Here is a 20,163-nt window from a genome sequence, read left to right as displayed (position 1 = left end):
TTCCCATTAATACTTATATAAATAGAATTCCCTAAATGGCATTGCGTTTGAACAGCATCAACGTTTTAGTAGTTATCTTGATGAAAACGGAACTTGCTGTAGATATGCCAATGGCTCAGACTTCAGTTGGAAACCGCAGTACAGGTTAAAGACGTTTGCACCTGGGTGGTGGATTTATCTGCAATTAACTCAATTTTTCCTTGAGCGTTGTGATGCCAGGAAGTAGCTTGAATAAGAGTTTCTGGGGAAGTTGTTATTTGGGCAGTTATATTACCTGTTTTGCGGTATGCAGAGATATCGCGGATGTCAGACCAAGTGCGTAGGCGTAGCCCGTCGTAGACACCGCTTGTCACTTCCTGATTAGGATTTTGCGGCACACCACCTCTTCCAGTCGCTACAAAACTACTGCCTTTATTATCAGAACAACCTGCGGTAATTTGCTGAGATGGGTCTGTTATATTTGCTGCTAGTTCTACTAAACCAGAATTGGGATCAACACCGAAATTATTAATATCTACCATACCGTTGATACCCAATTGGGAACTAGCAGTGATGTCACTTTCTGGGGTGAGGCGATCGCGGAATTTTAAGCCAAAGATGCCTTGAGTACTAATCTGAATATTGCCACCATTACCATTCAAAGCATTGGCAATAATATCGCTGTTTTCTAACCCAATAATCACCGGAGCATTGATGTTGATATTGCCACCATTACCATTACCACGTGCTTCGACATTAATTTGACTCCCATTACGAGCCAAAAGTGTATTAGTTAATGCTAGATTGATGTTACCGCCTTTTCCAGATGCCGTAGTTGCAGTAATTGCCCCAGTATCTAAAAATAATCGGCCAGCTTGGATGTTTAACTCTCCTGCATTACCAATACCTTGATGAGTGACGCTGATAATACCTTGATTACGAAGAGTTAATTGCTGAGTACTGATGTTGATAACACCTGTGTTGCCGGTGGGAGAGTCTGGAAGCTTAAACAAGCTACGATTAGTGGCATCCAAAAGGGGGGCATTAGCAACGATCACTGCGAAATTATTTTCACCATCGATCAGAATATCATTGGCTTGGATTGTCAAAGTCCCAGCATCACCAGTTCCCACAGTTGTGTTGCTGATGATGCCACCATTAAGAACGAGCAATTGATTGGTTGTGATTGTGACATCTCCAGGTTTGGCACTGCTATAGTTGACGCTATTGACAACACTACTGCCGCCAGTTATGGGACTGAGACCGCTAACGGTTAAGCGATCAGCTACATTTAAAGTAACAGAGCCATTGCTCCCCAGATTAGTTACCTGGTTGGGGTCTCCAAGTCCACCAACCACTGGCACAGTAATCACTCCCAAGGTAGCACCATCTTGGATGGATAGTATTGGTGTCGTTATTAACACATCGCCAGTATTACCAGAGCCAGTGCTGAGACTGCCAATAAAGCTATTTTGGGAGGGAGAAATGGGTGATACTCCGACTAACTTGCTCGCTTCACGTACAACTAAGGTAACATCTCCAGCGTTACCAATTCCCGTACCAGGTATTCCTGACAAGCGAGAAGTAATGGTGCTAATTGTTCCTCCATCAATGAGATTTAATTTATCTGAAGAAACCCGGATGTTTCCACCATCACCAATTCCAAATGTGGAAGCAGTAATACCACTGGCCTGAAACCCAATGGAATTCACTCGTAAGGCATAAATCTCATCTGCGACATCGACCGAAATATTTCCACCCCGTCCAGTTGCTCCAGGAAATACGGATGTTGTGACTGAAGCACCATCTTCCAGCATGAGTTTTCGAGCTACCAGGGCAACATCTCCCCCATTTCCCGATCCATACACCTGACTGGCGATACGGCTATTAATATTAGTAGATGCAAAGAAAGGAGATTGCAGAGCAACGACACCACTGGCCGCAATGGTATCTGCTACGACTTCCACCTTACCTACGGCTCCCGCACCTAAGCTGAGGGTTTCAATACCTGCACCATCTTGTAAAGTCAAATTACCAGCTTGAATTTTTATTGCTCCCCCGTTTCCAGTTGCCCCTGGAGCCACCTGATTGACAATCCAGGCGCTCGGAGCTTGAGCTTGAGGATTTATACCACCCAAAAAGAGCGATCGCTCTGCACTCACCGTAATATTACCACCCTGCCTAGTTCCTGCTGTGGCGGCGGCAATTTGGGATTGATCCAGGGTAATATCTCGCCCTACGACTTGAATACCCCCAAAAGGATTGCCGACAGGATCGGGATTCCACAGAGAAGAACGCCCCGTAAATTTTATATCTCGAAAATTTTCAACTTGTGTATAACCTAATTGCCATCCTGTGGGCGTGGGAGTCAGATTTACAGCCCCACTAGCCACTGCACCCACTTCAATTCGACCTGCAAGAGCTGTAATTACACCACCTGTAAACGTAACATCTCCTCCAACTAAGGCAATGGTTTTTCCTGGAGAAGCTACTATTCCCAAGTTACTGGTAGGTACAATGCCATCATTACCATTACTCTGCACCTCAATCTGACCAGCAGAAATACCCAGTTGCAAACCAATGGGTACACTCATGGTTAATAATGGTGCTGTCGCTGAATTTACTGCACTAAACTGAGTCCCATCGGCAAACTTAATACTACTCGCCGTTGTCCCTACAAATGAACCACCAATATTCAATTGAGCATAAGTGCCGAAAATAATCCCACTAGGATTGAGCAAAAACAGATTGGCGCTACCGTTGGCTTTAATTAAACCATCAATTTGGGAAACACTCCCCCCAGTGACACGACTGAAGATATTTTGAATATCTGAGGGATTGTTGAAGAATGCCGAGCCGTTGCTGGGAATTGAGAATTGGCTGAAGCTGTGGAAAAGGTTGTTGCCAGCACGATTTCCATTTGTAATAGTGAAATTATTACCATTTGCGGAGACGGTGGTGTTGAGGGTTCCGTCGGGAATAATTTGGGCATTGCTAAAGTCACACCACATCGCACCGATCAATATTCCACCAATTAAACCCAAACAACCAGAATTAACACCCATCGCCAAGTTTCCTTTTATACTCTATATATTAGAGTTCCCATAAATGGTATTATTGCTAACATTGCTAAGACTTGTAAGTAGATCAGCGCAAGTTAATACTTGTTGGGTCTGAGCAGGGTATTTATCTGCAACTAACTCAATTTTGCCCTGGGGGTTGCGATGCCAGGAAGTCGCTTGGCCAATAAGTTTTGGGGATGGGGGAATTTGGGCTGTGATTTCACTATTTGTCCGGTATGCAGAGATATCGCGGATGTCAGACCAAATGCGATTGCTTGTTACTTGCTGCGTTGGATTTTGGGGCACACCACCACGTCCCGTTGCCACAAACCGACTGCCTTGATTACTCGCGCAACCTGTGGCAATTTTCTGCGATGCATCAACCACATTTGCTGGTAGTTGGACTAAGCCGGAATTTGGATCAACACCGATAGTATTAACTTGAACAGTGCCACTCAACCCAAATTGCGAACTGGCGGTGATGTCACTATCAGGTGTGAGTTGGTCGCCCAACTTCAGCCCAAAGATACCTTGGGTGGTGATTTGAATATTGCCCCCCCGACCTTTAATGGCATTAGCAATGATGTCACTGTTTTTTTATCCGGCGATGATGGGTGCATTAATGTTTATATTACCTCCATCACCATTACCGCCTGCTGTTGCTGCGATCGCACTATTGTCACGCAGCAGCAATAAGTTTCCAACTTTTAAGGCGATATTACCTCCATTACCTGATTCTGTTTGTGCCTGGATGCTTCCTTGACGGTCTAATCGGATGGTATTGGCTGCGATCTTGAGACTGCCACCATTGCCACTGCCTTGACTAGTGACACTGACTGTCCCGCCATCTGTCACCGTCAGGTTTGGTGTGGTAATGCTCACACTGCCAGCATTCGCCGTGAGTTTATCTGGTAGACCAAATCTTTGCCGCAGTATTGGAATTAGTCGAGTGGTAGATGAGTTGATACTGCTGTTATTGTTCCGACTACGACCACTGATCTCGATGGATTCCGTGGCGTTAATGTTTATATCTCCCCCATTACCTGCAAAAAATGTGGTGGTGGCAACTGCTCCCCCATCCAGAATTTGCAACTTGGCGGTATCTAGAGTCAAAGTTTTGGCATTTCCGGTTGCAAATGTAGTTGAGCTAATGTTGCTATATGGCCCGCCGGGGCTTTGTCCCATCACAGTAGTGTGATGAGTGCGAATTGCTACTTTACCACTGGAGCCACTACCAAATGTAGCTGAAATCAGTGAGGCACCACTTGACACTAGTAAACTATTGGCATTGACAGAGATATCGCCAGCGTTCCCAGAACTATAAACAGAAGTAGAAAGGGTCGTAAGGTTATTTGGATTGATTGGTGAGAAGCCAGACAGTTCAATTGTTGTGGCATCAATGTGGATATTACCACTGGGAGCTACTCCAACTGAAATGCTATTTAACCCCCCTCCCTGCTGGAGGGTAAAGCGGGGAGTAATTACACTGATGTTCCCACTAGCTCCGATACCCAAAGTTTCACTACGCACCCCGCTCCGAATTGTGCCATCAGCTGTTGTGGCAATCAAATCAATCGCCTCTGTAGCCTGAAGGCGAATGTCGCTGCCGGGGAGACTGCCGAAATTTCGCGCCAGCACCAGAGAGCCATCGGTGAATTGAATTTGCCTACCCTGAATTTGAACTGAACCCGCATTCACCCCGCTGATATCTAATAGCGATCGCTGTGTAAACTGAATATCACCAAATTTTTGCCCATTTTCATATCCCAAAGTATAGCCACGTGCAGTTGGGATCAAACTAACCAACCCTACATCACTGACACTGCCTAATTCTAATTGCCCTTGCTTGGCGTTCAGAGTTGCCCCATTCAGATTCAGATTGCCACCCACCAAAGCTAGAGTTTTTCCCGGCTGTACCCGCAATTCTGTAACACTCGGATTTTGAGTCACAATAGGCAGTCCACCAGGATTACTCAAGGAGTGTCCTGTGCCTTGAACGGTGATAGGTGCGGGATTGCTGCCCATTTGCAAACCAAGGGGAACATTGATGCTCAACAGTGGAGTCGTTGGGGAATTAATCGCGCTAAACTCAACACCATCGGCAAATTTAATACTGTTGGCAGTTGTACCGATAAACGAACCACCGATATTCAATTGAGCATAAGCGCCGAAAATAATCCCACTAGGATTAAGCAAAAACAGATTAGCGCCACCGTTCGCCTGAATTAAACCGTCAATGTATGAAACACTGCCTCCAGTGACGCGACTGAAAATATTTTGCACATCTGGGGCATTGTTGAAGAATGCCGAGCCGTTTGTAGGAACTGAGAATTGGCTAAAGCTGTGGAAAAGGTTATTACCAACTCGATCGCCGTTGGTGATGGTGAAGTTATTACCGCTTTGGGAGACAGTAGTATTCAATGTGCCATCGGGAGTTACCTGGGCGTTGGCAAAGCCGCACCAAATTGGCATTACCATCAATGGCATGATTCCACCACATAGAAACAACCAAGTAGAGGTCGCAATACTGCTCGCTTTGTGCATTTTTAACTCGGAATAGGGTTTGGGAAAAGGTTAAAGGTTAAAGGTTAAAGGTTTTTTCTTTCCCCTTTCCCCTTCCCCTTTTCCCCAAAACCCGACAAGTATTGGTAGAGGTCGCATTCATCGCCAAGCCTTTATTTATATTTTGTATTTTAGGATGCCCAAAACGGTATAGTATTTAACCGATCTCAAAACGGTGAATAGCGTACCGAGAAGTACAGCCCATTTTCTTGGAGCGATCGCTTTTCACCATCCACTGAGATCAGAGGAATGCCCCAATCTAGGCGGGCTAAGAAGTCATCGCCCTGTTTCCACAATAGCCCGAACCCAGTACTAAGAAGTGTACTTGGTGATGGATTTTCGCCCTTAACATTCCAGCCTTTGCCAACTTCAATGAAGGGTGTCAGTTGTAGCACCCCGCCAATCTTCTTAGCGCGGACAATAGGTACTCGAAATTCTGCGGATAATAACAGACCATTATCTGTGAGTAATGCATCTTGGCGATAGCCTCGTACACTTAGCTGTCCACCAAGACCAAATTGCTCTAAAGGCACTAGGGAATTGGCTGCGAATTGGAAATCGCCCCTAGCTAAAAATAGAGTATCTGGTGCTAATTGCCGCACCCACTGCGCCTGTCCCCGCCATGCGAAAAAGCGGCTATCTGGTTCATTATCACTGACATTTGCATCGAACCAATCTACGCCAAAGCTTAATTGCGATCGCGCTGCAAATACATACTGGTTACTTCGCTGGGTATATTCTTGAAAAAATCGCAGAGCCGAAATATTGGTTTTTCCGTTTGCATCTGCACCGGGGGAGAGTTTAAACGGGCCAATGTTATCAATACCCAACTCAGTTTGGCTTTCCTGGCGCGAAAATGACAGCCCGATCGCCAATTCTTGGGTTGTTTTTTGCAGCAGTGGTTGCCGATAGCCCAATTCGTAAGAACGGCTATTTGACTGAATATCAAGGACGTTGAATGGCTTTTCAATCACGCGATTCCATCCCTGGCTAAAACCGAAGGATACGGTGCCATTACGGGCATTAATCGGCAGCGCGTAATTGACGTTGATGGTATTACTGCCATCGGTGTTGGCGTATCCTACACTCAGAGTATCGCCCAAGCCTAATAAATTGGCTTCTTGCAGATCCACTCCCCGGCGAAAACTGCCGACACTGGGCGATCGCCCATTATCCAGATTTGCTGTCAGTTTAAAAGTTTCTGCTTCTTCAACCTCAACTTGCAACACATTGGTTCCCAGTTGCAGTCCTGTTTGCAACTCGGCTGACAGGTTTTGAATCCGCGGATCGAGACGGAGTAGTTGTAGTTTTTCTAGTAAGCGCGGTATGTTTAACGGTTTGCCAGTACCAAGTTGGATGCGATCGCGAATGTATTGACTATGCAATCGTCTATTACCGATAATCTTGATTTCTTGCACAGTGCCTTCGATCACCTGAATTTTGATCACCCCAGCTTCTACTGTCTGCGGTGTAATCAACGCCCCCGTGGTTACATAGCCGTTATCAGTGTATAGCTTTGTGATGGCATCTCTAACTTGCAACAACTCAGCAAAGGTCAGTTCTCTTCCCACAAAGGGATCTGTGATAGCGGTAAACTGTTCTGCTTTGAAAACTGTACTGCCCAAAACTTCAATGCGATCAACCCGAAATCTGGTATTAGGGTCACCCTGTTCCCAAATTGGCTGATTCGGTAGTTGTGGGGATGGAAGCAATTGATTGTTGTCTGGTGGCTTGGGTAGTACATCCAACGGTAAAGGAGTCTCAGGAATATCCTCTAATCGACCTGGGGGTAATGTCTGAGGATTGGGAGTCTGGGCGGTCGCATTTTGATAGTTGCATAATAATACTGCTGCGATCGCAAAGCTAAGTGTTAGACATTCAGGAAAAATCCTCAGTTTGCCCGCGAACTTGCCTACCTCTGGCTGATTTATAACCAAGGTTCTTCTAATCATTATTTGTAATTAAATAAATTAAATTACAGATCGAATCCTTAATACTTCTAAAGTATAAGTAAATACATGGCAGCCACTATATCTAACTTAAATTTTTCTAAAAAAAATCAGTAATATTACTATTTATCAAGGCAGGCAAAGGGCAGTTATTGAATGGCACTAAGAAAAACCCAAAAGCTTGTGTCGTCTCGTTCCCAGCCTCCAGGCTGGGAATGTATTTAAAAGAGGCTCCGCCTCAATTCAAGCTACCGGAGGCGGAGCCTCCCAGAATGGATTCCCAGCCTCCAGGCTGAGAACCAGTCATAACAAGGGCTGTATCTTTTCTTAGTGCCATTCGGGCAGTTATTGCTGGAGGAAAACTGCCTGACACTCTTTACGAGATAATATCCCAAAAAAAAAGTCAGAGCGGAGGAAGCCTCCACTCTGTTAGCGGCGTCGGAGCGTCACTTTGTAAGAAAGTGTTCTTATTGAAATCCCCTAACTTAAATGGGGATTCACTGTTAGCTGATGACTGTTAAGGACTATATTTCACTCACAAATTGAAATCTACTTACTCTGGGTTTCTTTTTTGTACAGCGTGATTTCCTAGATTTCAGAGGCTTTTTCCTCTTTAGAAGAAAGAGAGCGAATTAACTCTCGAATTACATCAGTTGCGGGTCTCCCCGTGATTGAACAGTATTGTTCAAGTCTCTGTGCCTCACTTGATGTGAGGTTGATTGTAAGTCGTTTAGCAGCCCATTTTTTATTCATGTATATGTATCAGACAAGCTATGTTTTAAACTACTTCTCTAATATCAATCATGTAAACTGCTACTACAATGGTATAAGTAATGACATTTAATTCAAGTAATCATGAAGTTGAATAGGATATTTTTATAAAAAATAGTGAAGAGGTCAAGTATATAGTAAAATGTAAAGTTTAGCTACTTTCTGGGCAGCAATTGTAAATAGAATGTAAAATATATTAAAGTATGTCAATATAAAATTAAGTATTATCACATAACATTTGAGGATAATAATACAGCGAATTTTTCTAAGAGAGCAAAATTCTGGATTCAAAAGTCAGAAGTAAAACACCCTGTATTCTTATCTTTGAGGCATAGGTTGTGTACTTCACTAACTTGAAGCCCGCTGTATTATACCAATTTTATAAGATAATGTTCTGAAAGTTTCACAATAATCCGCTAACCATCGCTGTACTGTGCTGCGATGCTTCCCAAGTATTTTAGCGATCGCACATCAAATTATCTGCGGCGGGGTAGCCCCTAAATTCATTTATGGGGGCAATACCTTGAATTATTAACGCCGTTCTATAGGAATCCGCTTTGATTTCTGAACTAATTTGCGTAGGCAGGCAATAGGGAATAGGCAACAGGCAACAGTCAAGAAGGCTTCTTAGTTGTACTGAGTTTTTTCAGAAATCAAATATGATTCCTATACTTATCCTCCCTCAGGTGTCACTATCTTTTTCTGTTCAAATAAAGTCCAAGACCTATCTTTCTCTGATATTTCACTTATTGGTAACGGCCATTCAATACCAAAAGCTGGGTCATCATAACGATAGCCAGATTCATACTCTGGGGCGTAGAAGTCACTCATTTGATAAGTGACTTCGGTTTTATCAGTGAGCGTTTGGAACCCGTGAGCGCACCTATCTGGGATATAGAGAGCAAGACGATTTTCAGCCGTCAACTCTATACCAATATGAGAAAAATAGCTAGGAGATTCTCGACGTAAATCGATAATTACATCATAAATAGCCCCTCGAATGCAACGCACCAATTTTGTTTCTTGAGAAGGAGGCTTTTGATAATGCATACCCCGCAACGTTCCTTTGTTATAGTTAAAAGATAAATTGCATTGGGCAATATTAGATTTTAAACCACGATCTCTAAATTCCTGAATACAGAAAGTCCGAGCGAAAAAGCCTCGAATATCTCGTTGCAACTCTAAATCAATAATAAATGCCCCTTTGATTTTAGTTTCAGTGATGATCATGAATTTGCAAATTTGAGAAAAGATTGAATTTTTTGACGGCAAAGTTTCTCATCTAAATGGACAAAGGAATTAGGAATACCCAAATCACAAGTGATAGACTCATCCAGCACAATGAGTATGCTTTTTTTAAAATGTAATTACTTCTGACGTAACACCCATTGCAGTGAGCATTTCCTGAATTTCATTGCGGTAAATTGAGTTCATTACAATCACCTGATCTGGTTGATATGTGCGGAGAAATTCTGGCGACATAATTTCTTTCGCCACTCCTGGGATAAATTTCCCATGACGATGAGGATTAATATCAACAACATACTCAATCAGATTAATAGCATCCAGAGTGGTCAGAAATGCCACACACTTAGACCCCGAACCCCAAATTACGGCCCGCTTACCTTGAGATTTCAGGTTTTCTAAGTGACGCCTCCATTTGTGCAAATGATTCTGGATTTGAGTAGCGAAAGCTTGGACATACTCAGCGGTCTGCTCAATACTTTCCTCTAAAGGATGAATTTTATCAGATGATGTGGCGACTGGACGCGCTTCAATTAAGAGGTACTGTTCCCCATAAGTGCGATATAAATCTATGACCTCAAACCCACAAGAACGGAATAAGCGAGCTAGGGAACCAGGGGTAAAGTAAGAACAGTGTTCGTAGTAGATGTCTTCAAACGCTAAATCTTGCAATACTCGAATTGTATCGGGAATTTCAAAGAAAACGGTAGTCTGAGTGCGATCGCCAATTGAGCGACGGACTTTGGTCACAAATTCTGCTGTTGGTTGAATATGCTCTAAAGTATGGCGACAACAAATAAAATCGCCTACGTATTCTGCATGATGCTCATCATAATATTCTCGAATAAACTTCACCCGATCTGCGGCTTGACTTTGAACTCGACCTGGCACTACGCTGGGGTCGATACCTACACCGCGATTGTTACCTAACTCACACAGCAACAGCAGAAAGTCTCCTTTACTGCAACCAATTTCGATAATGTCTTTGTTGTGCAAGTCATATTTTTCAATCAGGTGATTGGCTAAATCAATGGCAAATTTATTGAAGGTAGGTGAAAAGCTTTGCTGGTCTTCATAATTAGGCGCATAGGCTGACCACTTGGAGTCAAAAGCTACATTAGTAATAAACCCACATTGATCACAATAGCCTAAAACTATATCCCCACAAGGAAAATCTAAAGCTTCCTGTTGTGTCGATGTCATCAGACAGCTATGAACTGGAACTTTGCTTACTTCATAAAATATTGATAATCCATGATGTCCACAGTTTGGACAGGTAGATTCTTTGAGAGAATTTTCTTGATTCTGCTCAATATTTTTTGTTAATTGCTGTTGTGTCATTTTTGTTTCCTTACAGATTTAAATTGTCAAGTCTTATAACTAATCTTTACCTACTGCCAAATAGCCACCGTCTACTGGTAAAATCGCTCCTGTAATGAAAGAAGCTTCATTAGAGGCTAAAAAAGCTGCGGCTGATGCCACTTCTTTCGCTTCACCAATCCGATTCATGGGATGCCATTGGCATACTCTCGTATAAGTTTCTGGATTGCTTAACCAATTTTCTGTCAACGGTGTTGTGATCACCCCTGGACAAATGCAGTTCACACGAATATTTTCAGTTGCATGAGCTACTGCCATGTGTCTAGTTAGATTGATAAGTCCTCCCTTAGCTGACTGAAATGCCATACCTTCTGGAAAACCCCTCAGACCTCCAATAGAAGAAATGTGGACTATGGAACCACCAGCAACTTTTCGCATCTCAGGGATAGAGAACTTCGAGATTAAATAGGCTCCTTTCAAATCGGTATTAATTACCTGATCCCAAAGTTCAACTGGGGTATCTACAACAGTGTGCCCACCCCCATGAATTCCCGCACTCGTACACAGAACATCCAATCGATTAAATTGATTGATAATTTGCTCAACTGCACTTTGACAATCGGACTCTTCTGTGACATCACATTTGATTTCCAATGCTCTACCACCAAGGGATTCAATTTCTTGGCGGACTTCGAGAGCCTTTTCTAAATCTCTTCCCAGAACACCAATGGCAGCACCCTCCATAGCCAATCTAATAGCGATCGCTCGGCCTAGTCCACTATTTCCTCCTGTAATTAAGGCGACTTTATTTTCAAAACGCTTAGATAATATGTTCATTTATTTGGCTTTTTATTAATTATTTGGTTAAGACCATGAAACAATGAACACTATTTACTCAAATTTTAAAGTTGGAATTTTACCACTGCCAATCAGTTTTAGTTCAAACGATAGCGACGGAAAAACTCATAATTTTGAAAAAAACAATTGAGAAAATCACCCTGAGAAACATCCCCAAGAGTTAGCCATCGAGGATCAGGCTTGAGACGAGTCATCTGTGACTGGTGTTGTTCCAGGGCAATACGTTTGTGGTCTAAAACGGCATGGATATCAACAGCGTAGCTAAACTTTTGAAGTAACTGGAAACTGCCTGCCAAGTGTTCTCGCCAAACCGATAAAGGCGGATTTTTATCGCCTTCAAAAACAGTCCAAGGCCAACGTCGCCAAAACCAAATTGGATATTCATACACTGTTACTGGAATGCCGCACTGCCTTAATGCAGCGATCGCAATCTGATTTGTGGCATCGTGATCAGGCACTCCATCTCGGACGTAGGGAATAAAAATAGCTTCTGGGAGAGTCCTCAGAATAATCTGTTTAACTTTCTCAATAGCGATCGCCTGATTGTAAGTTAAGGTACCATCTTTAATCCCCAGAAAAAGGACATTTCTTGGTTCAACACCCAGCTTTTCAACCGCAGCTAGCGCTTCTTTCGCACGGATCGCCTTGAGTTTTTCGGCTGGGATTAAATGGGAATGGGACTGGCTGCCATCCGTCATAAAAACAATTTTTAAAGCCGCCCCAGCCTGCTTTTTCTGAAGAATAGTGCCACCACAACCGAGAGTTTCATCATCGGGATGGGGGGCAAAGACAATTGCCGATTGGGAAAGGTGAGTGCGATCGCATTGGATGCGGCGGCTTTCCATTAGTAAACGGCAGACATGACGTATAGGTATCTGTATAGCAACTTGATTCATGGCATTGACTTTTAAAAATTAGGCACTTAACAAGGCCAAACTCGAAGCTGCTATTGTTTGGCAGCAGAGGTTAGCATACAGATGTTGCAAGTCTACAGCCAACTTGTCAAAAGTAAATTGCTCAATACCGCGCTGACGGGCAGCCTGCCCCATCGCTGTTCTCAACTCGGCATCTTTTAACAGATGTATAATAGCGTCTGCTAAAGCATTCACATCACTCCGCTCAACAATCAGACCAGTTTTGCCATGTTCAACCAATTCTGGAAAAGCACCTCCTTGGGTAGCTACGACAGGCAATCCGGCAATCATGGCTTCTGCAATTGGCATACCAAAGGCTTCATGACAGATAGAGGGGAAGACAAAAATATCAGCCTGCTGATATAAACTCGGTAGTTGAGAGGGTGGTACCAGCCCTGTGAGGGTAACAGGAGGGGCTGTACCTTCGTCTACCTGCTCACTTAACAGTGCCATATATTGCCTTAAATAAGCAGTCCAAGCATCATCTTGGTGAAATGAGGCTAATGCTGAAACTTTCGGATCATCACTCAATCCCACTAGATATTCATAAGGAATTACACCGATGGGGCCAACCACCATTAGCTGAACATTGGGGTCATGCAACAATACCTGGCGGAAAGCCTCTAACAGAATATGGCTACCCTTTTCGGGACACACTCGCCCTACAAATAATAATCGTTTAATCGGTTTTTGGGAGGGCGATTTAACGGTCTGGGACTGAGGCAAAAAGTCAAGATATCGGTCAGCATCTACGCCATTATAGATTACCTGACACCGTTCACTAAACTGAAGAAAACGCTGCTGTACTTGCGCTGAGATATATTGACTGGGACTGAGTACGCAGTCTACAGCACCCAGCCGTTGTTCCAGTGTTTTATGGTTGAGTTGGTTTAACCACTCACAATGTGTATGTAAGACAATTTTGCAGTTCGGATTGAGAGCGCGGATGATCGGGGCGAATTGAGACAAGTTGTGAATATGAACCACATCACAAGGATGCTTTTTCAAATCATGGGCAATTTGCAATGCATACGCTGCATAGTACAGGCTAAATGCAAAGCTGGGACGGGCTGGACTGTAAAAGCCAGGAATTTGCTCTAGCCGCTTGAGAACAGATCGGTCGAGTTTGACAGGGATGTATTTATACTGCACCCCTTCATACACATTTTCTTGTCTTGTTTCTCCAGCGGTATATACCGTAACGTCGCTCGTTATCGCTAACCGTCGGGCTATCTCATAGGTGAGAATGCCAATGGAATCGGCGGGTGTAGGATAACGTGTCATGACAAAGGGCTGACCAATAAAGGCCACTTTTAATCTTGATGAACCCTGCTGTTGGCGAGGCGGTGTCAGTTGGGTGAGTTTTTGACGGCACAAGGTCTTGTACAATGACGAATCACTGGGATCAATGTCTAGCGCCTTTTGATAGCAAGACATCGCCTCATCACTTTCGCCTTGGGCTTGTAATACCACTCCCAGATTATAATGAGCGATCGCAAATTCAGGCTGTAAGACCAGGGCTTGACGATAGTAGGTGGTTGCAGTTTTCAAGTCACCTGCTTTTTTCCGATTCCCCCCTAGATGATGATTTAACTGTGCAAACTGAACTTTTTGTTCTGGTGAAAGCTTGCCTTGGCAATGCAGGGCATTAGCTAAATTGACTTCGGCTTCTGCAAAGTTAGGTTTAAGTTGCAGAGCTTTTTGGTAAGAAGCGATCGCATCATCCAATTTGTTCAGTTGTTGGAAGGTATAGCCCAAGTTGTTGTAAATGGGGGCTAGATTTGGTTGAATTGATAAGGCCCCTTGGTAAGCAGTTACCGCTTCACTAAACTTTCCTTGAACTTGGTGCAGATTGCCTAAGCTAAACCAGACCTTGACTGAATTCGGATGGGATTGCAAAGCTTGCTCCAAAGACTTCTCAGCTTTCTCATAATCCCCTAAATTTTGAGCTATGAGTGCCAATCCTTGTAGAGCATCCAGCTGGTCGGGCTGTTGCTCTATAATTTGCTGATAAACCTGCTGTGCATCAGTCAGACGATTTTTTTGATGATATTGAGAGGCAATTTGAAGGGCTTCTGCAAGGGTAGCCATAACCAATTTTGGATTTTAAATTTTGGATTGAATTGGGGAGTGGGAGTTATGAGTGGTTAGCGGTGGTTAGATCCCCGACTTCTTGAAGAAGTCGGGGATCTTGTAGCCCAGCAACTACACAATCTTTGGATGTGGAATAGGAATAATAAACTGACCGCCCTGTTGCCGATAGGCTGCTTGTTGTTGCATGATTTCATCGGCAAAATTCCAAGCCAGAATCAAGACATAATCTGGCTGATCCGCTAAAAGTTTGTCGGGCGAAAAAATGGGGAGATGATTGCCACCCATATAGCGTCCATGTTTATGGGGATTGAGATCCACAACATAATCTAATAACTGGCGATCAATCCCGACATAGCCCAACAAAGTTGTTGCTTTAGCGGCTGCACCGTAACCAACGATTCGCTTGCCTTGCTGTTTGAGATCCGAGAGAATTTCTAGTAAAACTTGCTTGATAGACCGGACGCGATCGCTAAAATCGTGGTAAAAATCAATCCTATCTACACCTCGTTGGATTTCTTGCGCTAAAAGCTGAGTTACCGATTCATCTGCTGCATCATGATGTTCGACAAACAGCCGTATTGATCCTCCATGAATAGCAACCCTTTGAACTCGATTGAGAAACAGTCCATGCCGTCTAAACAAGCGATCCAAAGCTGTTACCGAAAAGTAACACAAATGCTGATGATAGATGGTGTCAAACTCACAGTGGTCAACTAGGTCAACCACATAAGGTACTTCCATCACCGCTACACCAGATGGCTTCAGGATTGTAGCGATACCTTCCACAAAACCATTCAAGTCTGGCACATGAGCTAAGACGTTGTTGGCTAAAAAAACGTCTGCCAGTTTTCCTTCGCTGCGTAAACTCACAGCCAAGTCTTTAGTAAAAAAGGTACAAAGTGTGGGAATGCCAGCTTTTTGGGCTACCTCGGATGGCCCATCAGCAGGGTCAATTCCCAACACAGAAATACCCCGTTCGACAAAATGCTTGAGCATATAACCATCATTGCTAGCCGCTTCTAGCACTAAGCTATTAGCATCAAGTTGCCGCGACTCCATAATGAACAAAGCACTTTCTTGAAAATGCCGCATCAGAGAAGGAGACACCGAGGAAAAGTAAGGATAATTTCGGCAAAACAAAATCTCTGGCGGTACTGTCTCAGTGATTTGCAACAGCCCACTACTAGGAGAAAAAGCCAGATCGAGAGGAGCGGAATATTCTGGTTGATTCAGCTGTTCTTCAGTGACGAGGGCATCAGCTAGAGGTGTATGTCCAAAGGAAATGATTGTTTCTAGGTCATCCTCACCACTAGCACGACAGGGTGGTAGCGAGTCGTGAGCAACTAGATTAAGCATAGAAAGGCTCTTTTGTGAAGTAATTAACAATTTATCGAAACAGAATTCTGACTCCTGAATTCTTCTTCATCCTGCTAGAGAATATGCCAAAGACAGATGTCTCCAACGTAAACTCTCATCAATTTGCCCAGTACTTAGCAGTTGTTTAATATGGGCAATGCGCTGATACCGAGGCCCCTCAAACTCTTCTAGGGTCAGACCAATGGTTTGATAGACTTGGTATAGTTCTTCTGCTCCCTTACGAGCATTCCATTGCGGTTGGAAGTCTGGGAGCATCTGAGTAATTTTGCTACAGTCAACTCGATAGCAGCGTTTATCGGGGCCAGCATTTGCCGCATATTCAATTTGACAGCCCGGAACTGTTTGTTGAACGATCGCAGCTAATTCACAGATGCGGTAGTTATCTTCATTCCGCCCCACATTGAAAGCCTGATTGTGAATCACTTCTCTAGGAGCCTTTAAGACTGCGATAAAGGCCCGAGAGATATCTGCAATGTGGACAATTGGTCGCCAAGGAGTACCATCACTCTTGATATAAACCTGTCCGGTAGTAAAGGCCCAAGCCACAAGATTGTTGAGTACTAAATCAAACCGCAGACGTGGCGAGACACCATAAGCTGTCGCGTTCCGCAAAAAAGTCGGACTGAAACTATCATCAGCTAATTCGCTAACATCATGTTCGGTTTTAACTTTGGAAATACCGTAGGGAGTTACCGGATTAAAGGCAGATTCTTCAGTTAACCAATCGTCTCCACCTGCTCCATAGTTACTGCAAGAAGAGGAGAAAATAAAGCGTTCAACTCCAACTTGTTTAGCTAAAGTTGCTAGATGCACTGAAGCGGCATGATTGATTTCATAAGTTAAATCTGGCCGCAAATTGCCTAAGGGATCATTTGACAATGCTGCTAAATGCAGAACAGCATCAAAGCCTTCGAGATCAACTGCTTCTACATCTCGAATATCTTTTTCAAGTTCAGGAATTTCTTGAATTCCGTCACCAAAAGTACTCCCTTTAAACAAATCGCTGTCTAACCCAACTACCTCATATCCCGCCGACAAGAGCATGGGTACCATTACCGTTCCGATGTAACCCCGATGTCCCGTTACTAATACTCGCATCTACTTTATCCTCCCAAATTTTCCAAGGTGCGTTACCACTATTCCACAGGTTTTCTAAGCGATGTTTATCTCGCAGGGTGTCCATACATTGCCAGAAACCAGAGTAACGATAGGCCATCAACTGACCGTCTTGAGCTAATCGTTCTAGGGGTTCTTTTTCCCATTGGGTGCGATCGCTATCGATATAATCAAAAACCCCAGGTTCTAGTACAAAGAAAGCACCGTTAATCCAACCTTCATGGACTTGAGGCTTTTCCGAAAACTCCACAACCTGATCTCCATCCAGCGTCGGCAGTCCAAAACGAGCTGGAGGACGAACCACCGTCATGGTGGCTAATTTGCCATGTCTGCGGTGAAAGGCTAATAAATCTTGCAAATTCAAGTCAGAAACGCCATCTCCCCAGGTCAGCATAAAGGTATCTTTACCCATATAAGGAGCTAGACGCTTAATCCGACCGCCTGTATTCGTAGACAGTCCAGTATCAATCAACTCAATAGTCCAGTCGGGTTTATACCCGCCATGCATTTTTATTTCACCATTTCGCAAGTTCACCGTGAGATTACTATTTAATGAACAGTAATCCACCATGTATTTCTTAATCATCTCAGCTTTATAGCCGAGGGCAATGACAAAATCATTGAAGTTATAGTGGTAATAATGCCTCATGATGTGCCAGAGAATGGGCTGACCACCAACTTCTACCATCGGCTTTGGTTTTGTTTCTGTTTCTTCCGAAAGCCGAGTACCCAATCCCCCTGCAAGAATTCCCACTTTCATAATTGCATCCTCCTAAAAATTGTTAAAAATATTTGAATTATGTCAAACAGTTTTTGGAAAAATCAACGATGCCTCTTGAGACAATTTGATGGCGAATCGGTGCTAGTTCATTGGCTGTTAACCAGACAAATAACTTCCTAGTTGCCTCAGAAGAACCATCGATTTTCAGGGCTTCCTGAATTAATTGAAAACTGCCCTCTATGTTGCCAAACTTCATCGGTATAGCTGCTCGCTCCAAGCACCAATTAAAGTGAAATGCGCGAGACTTTGCTGTGATCGCTGCACAATGTTCAACAGGCAGATAACTCTCTGACATTTCAATCGCCCGACGGTGTGCAGCCCCGCAAGACCCATCCATAGTTTCGGCTACGGTGACACTATTGGAGTGTTGGCGATAATGAGCCAAAATACCTGGTTCGTACCACCAATCATAAAACACGGCTACACGTTTATAGAATTCCCAGTCGCAGGTATAAGGAAGGTCTAGTTTGTAGCCTCCCAGCTGTTCGTAGGCTAGCCGACGAATTACCACAGATGGGGGGCTAAGTGGACAGGAAACGCCAATCCGTCGTACCCAATCCTTAACTACACCTCGATACTCTCCTAAGCCATGTTCCTGAGAGAAGACAACCTCTCGATTGTCATCAATATTTTCATAGCCAGTAAAAGCCGCCCCCACGGACTCCGAAGATTTCTCTAAGCTGGCTTTCAGCCGAGCATAAAAACCGGGGAGGACATAATCATCATGGTGCAAAAGATGAACCCACTGTCCCCGACTCAGGGCAACGGCTGTATTCCAATTTTGCTGTAGTGGTACAGTTTCAGGAAAACGGTAGTAACGGATAATGCCTTTTCCCAACCCATGCGGAATCTCAAATAGAGGTGGGTTGCTGCCATTATCCAAAACCACAATTTCCATGTCCTCTGGCCCTGTCCATTGTGCCAAGACGCTGGCAAGGCATTCAGGAAAATATTCTGGGCGGTTCAAGACGGGAATAACCACACTCCAGAAAGGTCTTGCCTCTTCGTGGTTGGACACTGGAGGAATAGCTGGAAAGCTATGTCCACCAATGATAACTTCTTGAAATTGGATTGGTGGGGGAATATGTTCATCTAAGTTGAACACAGCCGCCTGATTGCCATTGGAACTTCTAACTGCTTCAGCATAGTGCGGATTCAGCAGTGTTAACCCTTGGCTGTAGGCGGATACAGCTTTGTCAAGTTGGTGCTGGATTTGGTAAATCTGGCCAGTTAGATAGGCTTTTTCCCAATCTGACTTAAATTCTAGAGCTTTGAAAAACACAGACTGGGCTTCGTCTACCTGACCTTGGTCATGCAGAGTCATTCCCAATTTAAAATAAGCGTCTGTTTTTTCTGGTTGCAAACTAATTGCTTGCTTGTAATAAATAATAGCAGTTTTCCAATCCCCTGCTTTTTTCCGGGCAACAGCCAATTTATTATTCAATTTTGCATAGTACAATTGTTGCTCGCTAGAGAGTCTACCTTGAGCATGTAGCGCATTGCCTAAATTCGCCTCTGCTTCTATAAAGTCTGGCTTTAACTCTAGAGCTTTTTGATAGCAGTTAACTGCTTCATCAAATAATCCTTGTTGTTGCAGAGCATAGCCCAAGTTATTGTAAATTGGCAGTGAGTTAGGTACTAGTACGAGAGCTTGACGATAAGCTTTTTCTGCTTCTGAAAACTGTTCCTGAACCAAATGCAAATTACCTAAACTGAACCAAGTTTTACCTGAATCCTTACGAACTTGCAAAGATGCACTTAGCCACTTTTTAGCAGTTTGAGGTTGCCCCATCTGCTGCGCCAACATCCCTAAACTGTGTAACGCTTCAGGGTGGTCAGGTTGCTTTTCTAGAACTTGACTATATAGCAGTTCAGCCTCTACTAAACGATTGGCTTGTTGATGTTGAACTGCAAGTTGGAAGATTTCAGCTACTTCTGTTTTGTATGGGGATTCAACTTCATCCCTTTGACCCGATCGAGGCTTCTGCTCTGCGATTTGAATGAGAGGTTTAAGATGAGATTCTGAAATAATTTTAGTATTCATAACTATACTAAGTTCATATTAAATTAGTGTTGGTTTTTTGAAATGAGTAAATGCAGCAAATGCACCTAACTTATGAAACACTTACTAAACA

General features: G+C 43.7%; 13 protein-coding genes and 1 pseudogene. All 14 read right to left on the bottom strand.

Features of this window, described 5'->3' with window-relative positions; translation table 11 throughout:
- Nucleotides 1–122: 122 nt before the first annotated feature.
- The 14 genes and pseudogenes from ABF638_RS03730 to ABF638_RS03665 all read right to left on the bottom strand — a co-directional run bounded on the left by ABF638_RS03730 (nucleotide 123) and on the right by ABF638_RS03665 (nucleotide 20,072).
- Entirely contained in the window at nucleotides 123–3,044 is a 2,922-nt protein-coding gene (locus tag ABF638_RS03730) for a filamentous hemagglutinin N-terminal domain-containing protein (RefSeq protein ID WP_435020389.1), read from the bottom strand.
- A 21-nt stretch (nucleotides 3,045–3,065) separates the two neighbouring features.
- Nucleotides 3,066–5,519, bottom strand: a pseudogene (locus ABF638_RS03725) (filamentous hemagglutinin N-terminal domain-containing protein).
- A 251-nt stretch (nucleotides 5,520–5,770) separates the two neighbouring features.
- The gene (locus ABF638_RS03720; RefSeq protein WP_435020387.1) at nucleotides 5,771–7,555 is read right to left on the bottom strand and encodes a ShlB/FhaC/HecB family hemolysin secretion/activation protein; all 1,785 of its coding nucleotides are present in this window, start codon (nucleotides 7,553–7,555) and stop codon (nucleotides 5,771–5,773) included.
- Nucleotides 7,556–8,140: 585 nt separating this feature from the next.
- On the bottom strand, nucleotides 8,141–8,305 hold the full coding sequence (locus ABF638_RS03715; protein WP_238846137.1) for a CopG family transcriptional regulator: 165 nt from the start codon (nucleotides 8,303–8,305) through the stop codon (nucleotides 8,141–8,143).
- Nucleotides 8,306–8,671: 366 nt separating this feature from the next.
- Entirely contained in the window at nucleotides 8,672–8,788 is a 117-nt protein-coding gene (locus ABF638_RS03710; RefSeq protein WP_435020443.1) for a hypothetical protein, read from the bottom strand.
- A 207-nt stretch (nucleotides 8,789–8,995) separates the two neighbouring features.
- Nucleotides 8,996–9,553 carry a dTDP-4-dehydrorhamnose 3,5-epimerase gene (gene rfbC, locus ABF638_RS03705; protein ID WP_435020385.1) on the bottom strand — a complete coding sequence of 186 codons (558 nt, stop codon included), beginning with the start codon at nucleotides 9,551–9,553 and terminating at the stop codon, nucleotides 8,996–8,998.
- A gap of 126 nt (nucleotides 9,554–9,679) precedes the next feature.
- Nucleotides 9,680–10,909, bottom strand: a complete 1,230-nt coding sequence (locus ABF638_RS03700; protein ID WP_435020383.1) for a class I SAM-dependent methyltransferase — start codon at nucleotides 10,907–10,909, stop codon at nucleotides 9,680–9,682.
- A gap of 39 nt (nucleotides 10,910–10,948) precedes the next feature.
- Nucleotides 10,949–11,725: an SDR family NAD(P)-dependent oxidoreductase gene (locus ABF638_RS03695; protein ID WP_435020381.1), complete on the bottom strand. Its 777-nt coding sequence runs from the start codon at nucleotides 11,723–11,725 to the stop codon at nucleotides 10,949–10,951.
- A gap of 98 nt (nucleotides 11,726–11,823) precedes the next feature.
- The gene (locus ABF638_RS03690; RefSeq protein ID WP_435020379.1) at nucleotides 11,824–12,642 is read right to left on the bottom strand and encodes a PIG-L deacetylase family protein; all 819 of its coding nucleotides are present in this window, start codon (nucleotides 12,640–12,642) and stop codon (nucleotides 11,824–11,826) included.
- An 18-nt stretch (nucleotides 12,643–12,660) separates the two neighbouring features.
- A complete protein-coding gene (locus ABF638_RS03685) occupies nucleotides 12,661–14,751 on the bottom strand; it encodes a tetratricopeptide repeat protein (protein ID WP_435020377.1) in 2,091 nt (696 codons plus the stop codon).
- A gap of 114 nt (nucleotides 14,752–14,865) precedes the next feature.
- Nucleotides 14,866–16,110, bottom strand: a complete 1,245-nt coding sequence (locus ABF638_RS03680) for a methyltransferase domain-containing protein (protein WP_435020375.1) — start codon at nucleotides 16,108–16,110, stop codon at nucleotides 14,866–14,868.
- Nucleotides 16,111–16,176: 66 nt separating this feature from the next.
- Entirely contained in the window at nucleotides 16,177–17,229 is a 1,053-nt protein-coding gene (locus ABF638_RS03675) for an NAD-dependent epimerase/dehydratase family protein (RefSeq protein WP_435020373.1), read from the bottom strand.
- Entirely contained in the window at nucleotides 17,153–18,007 is an 855-nt protein-coding gene (gene rfbF, locus ABF638_RS03670) for a glucose-1-phosphate cytidylyltransferase (RefSeq protein WP_435020371.1), read from the bottom strand. Before rfbF ends, ABF638_RS03675 begins: the two co-directional genes overlap by 77 nt.
- 37 nt (nucleotides 18,008–18,044) lie before the next feature.
- Nucleotides 18,045–20,072 carry a tetratricopeptide repeat protein gene (locus ABF638_RS03665; protein WP_435020369.1) on the bottom strand — a complete coding sequence of 676 codons (2,028 nt, stop codon included), beginning with the start codon at nucleotides 20,070–20,072 and terminating at the stop codon, nucleotides 18,045–18,047.
- Nucleotides 20,073–20,163 lie beyond the last annotated feature (91 nt).

The organism is Nostoc sp. CALU 1950 (assembly GCF_051172895.1).
GTDB classification, from domain to species: Bacteria; Cyanobacteriota; Cyanobacteriia; order Cyanobacteriales; family Nostocaceae; genus Nostoc; species Nostoc edaphicum_A.
The sequence above is the reverse complement of the archived record's forward strand: the minus strand, read 5'-3'. Positions and strand labels throughout refer to the sequence as shown.

Bases quoted from the DNA above. Each gene is read 5' to 3' on its own strand.
- ABF638_RS03730 (WP_435020389.1), bottom strand. From the start codon at position 3,044: ATGGGTGTTAATTCTGGTTGTTTGGGTTTAATTGGTGGAATATTGATC.
- ABF638_RS03675 (WP_435020373.1), bottom strand. From the start codon at position 17,229: ATGCGAGTATTAGTAACGGGACATCGGGGTTACATCGGAACGGTAATG.
- ABF638_RS03700 (WP_435020383.1), bottom strand. From the start codon at position 10,909: ATGACACAACAGCAATTAACAAAAAATATTGAGCAGAATCAAGAAAAT.
- ABF638_RS03695 (WP_435020381.1), bottom strand. From the start codon at position 11,725: ATGAACATATTATCTAAGCGTTTTGAAAATAAAGTCGCCTTAATTACA.
- rfbF (WP_435020371.1), bottom strand. From the start codon at position 18,007: ATGAAAGTGGGAATTCTTGCAGGGGGATTGGGTACTCGGCTTTCGGAA.
- ABF638_RS03680 (WP_435020375.1), bottom strand. From the start codon at position 16,110: ATGCTTAATCTAGTTGCTCACGACTCGCTACCACCCTGTCGTGCTAGT.
- ABF638_RS03690 (WP_435020379.1), bottom strand. From the start codon at position 12,642: ATGAATCAAGTTGCTATACAGATACCTATACGTCATGTCTGCCGTTTA.
- ABF638_RS03685 (WP_435020377.1), bottom strand. From the start codon at position 14,751: ATGGCTACCCTTGCAGAAGCCCTTCAAATTGCCTCTCAATATCATCAA.
- ABF638_RS03665 (WP_435020369.1), bottom strand. From the start codon at position 20,072: ATGAATACTAAAATTATTTCAGAATCTCATCTTAAACCTCTCATTCAA.
- ABF638_RS03715 (WP_238846137.1), bottom strand. From the start codon at position 8,305: ATGAATAAAAAATGGGCTGCTAAACGACTTACAATCAACCTCACATCA.
- rfbC (WP_435020385.1), bottom strand. From the start codon at position 9,553: ATGATCATCACTGAAACTAAAATCAAAGGGGCATTTATTATTGATTTA.
- ABF638_RS03720 (WP_435020387.1), bottom strand. From the start codon at position 7,555: ATGATTAGAAGAACCTTGGTTATAAATCAGCCAGAGGTAGGCAAGTTC.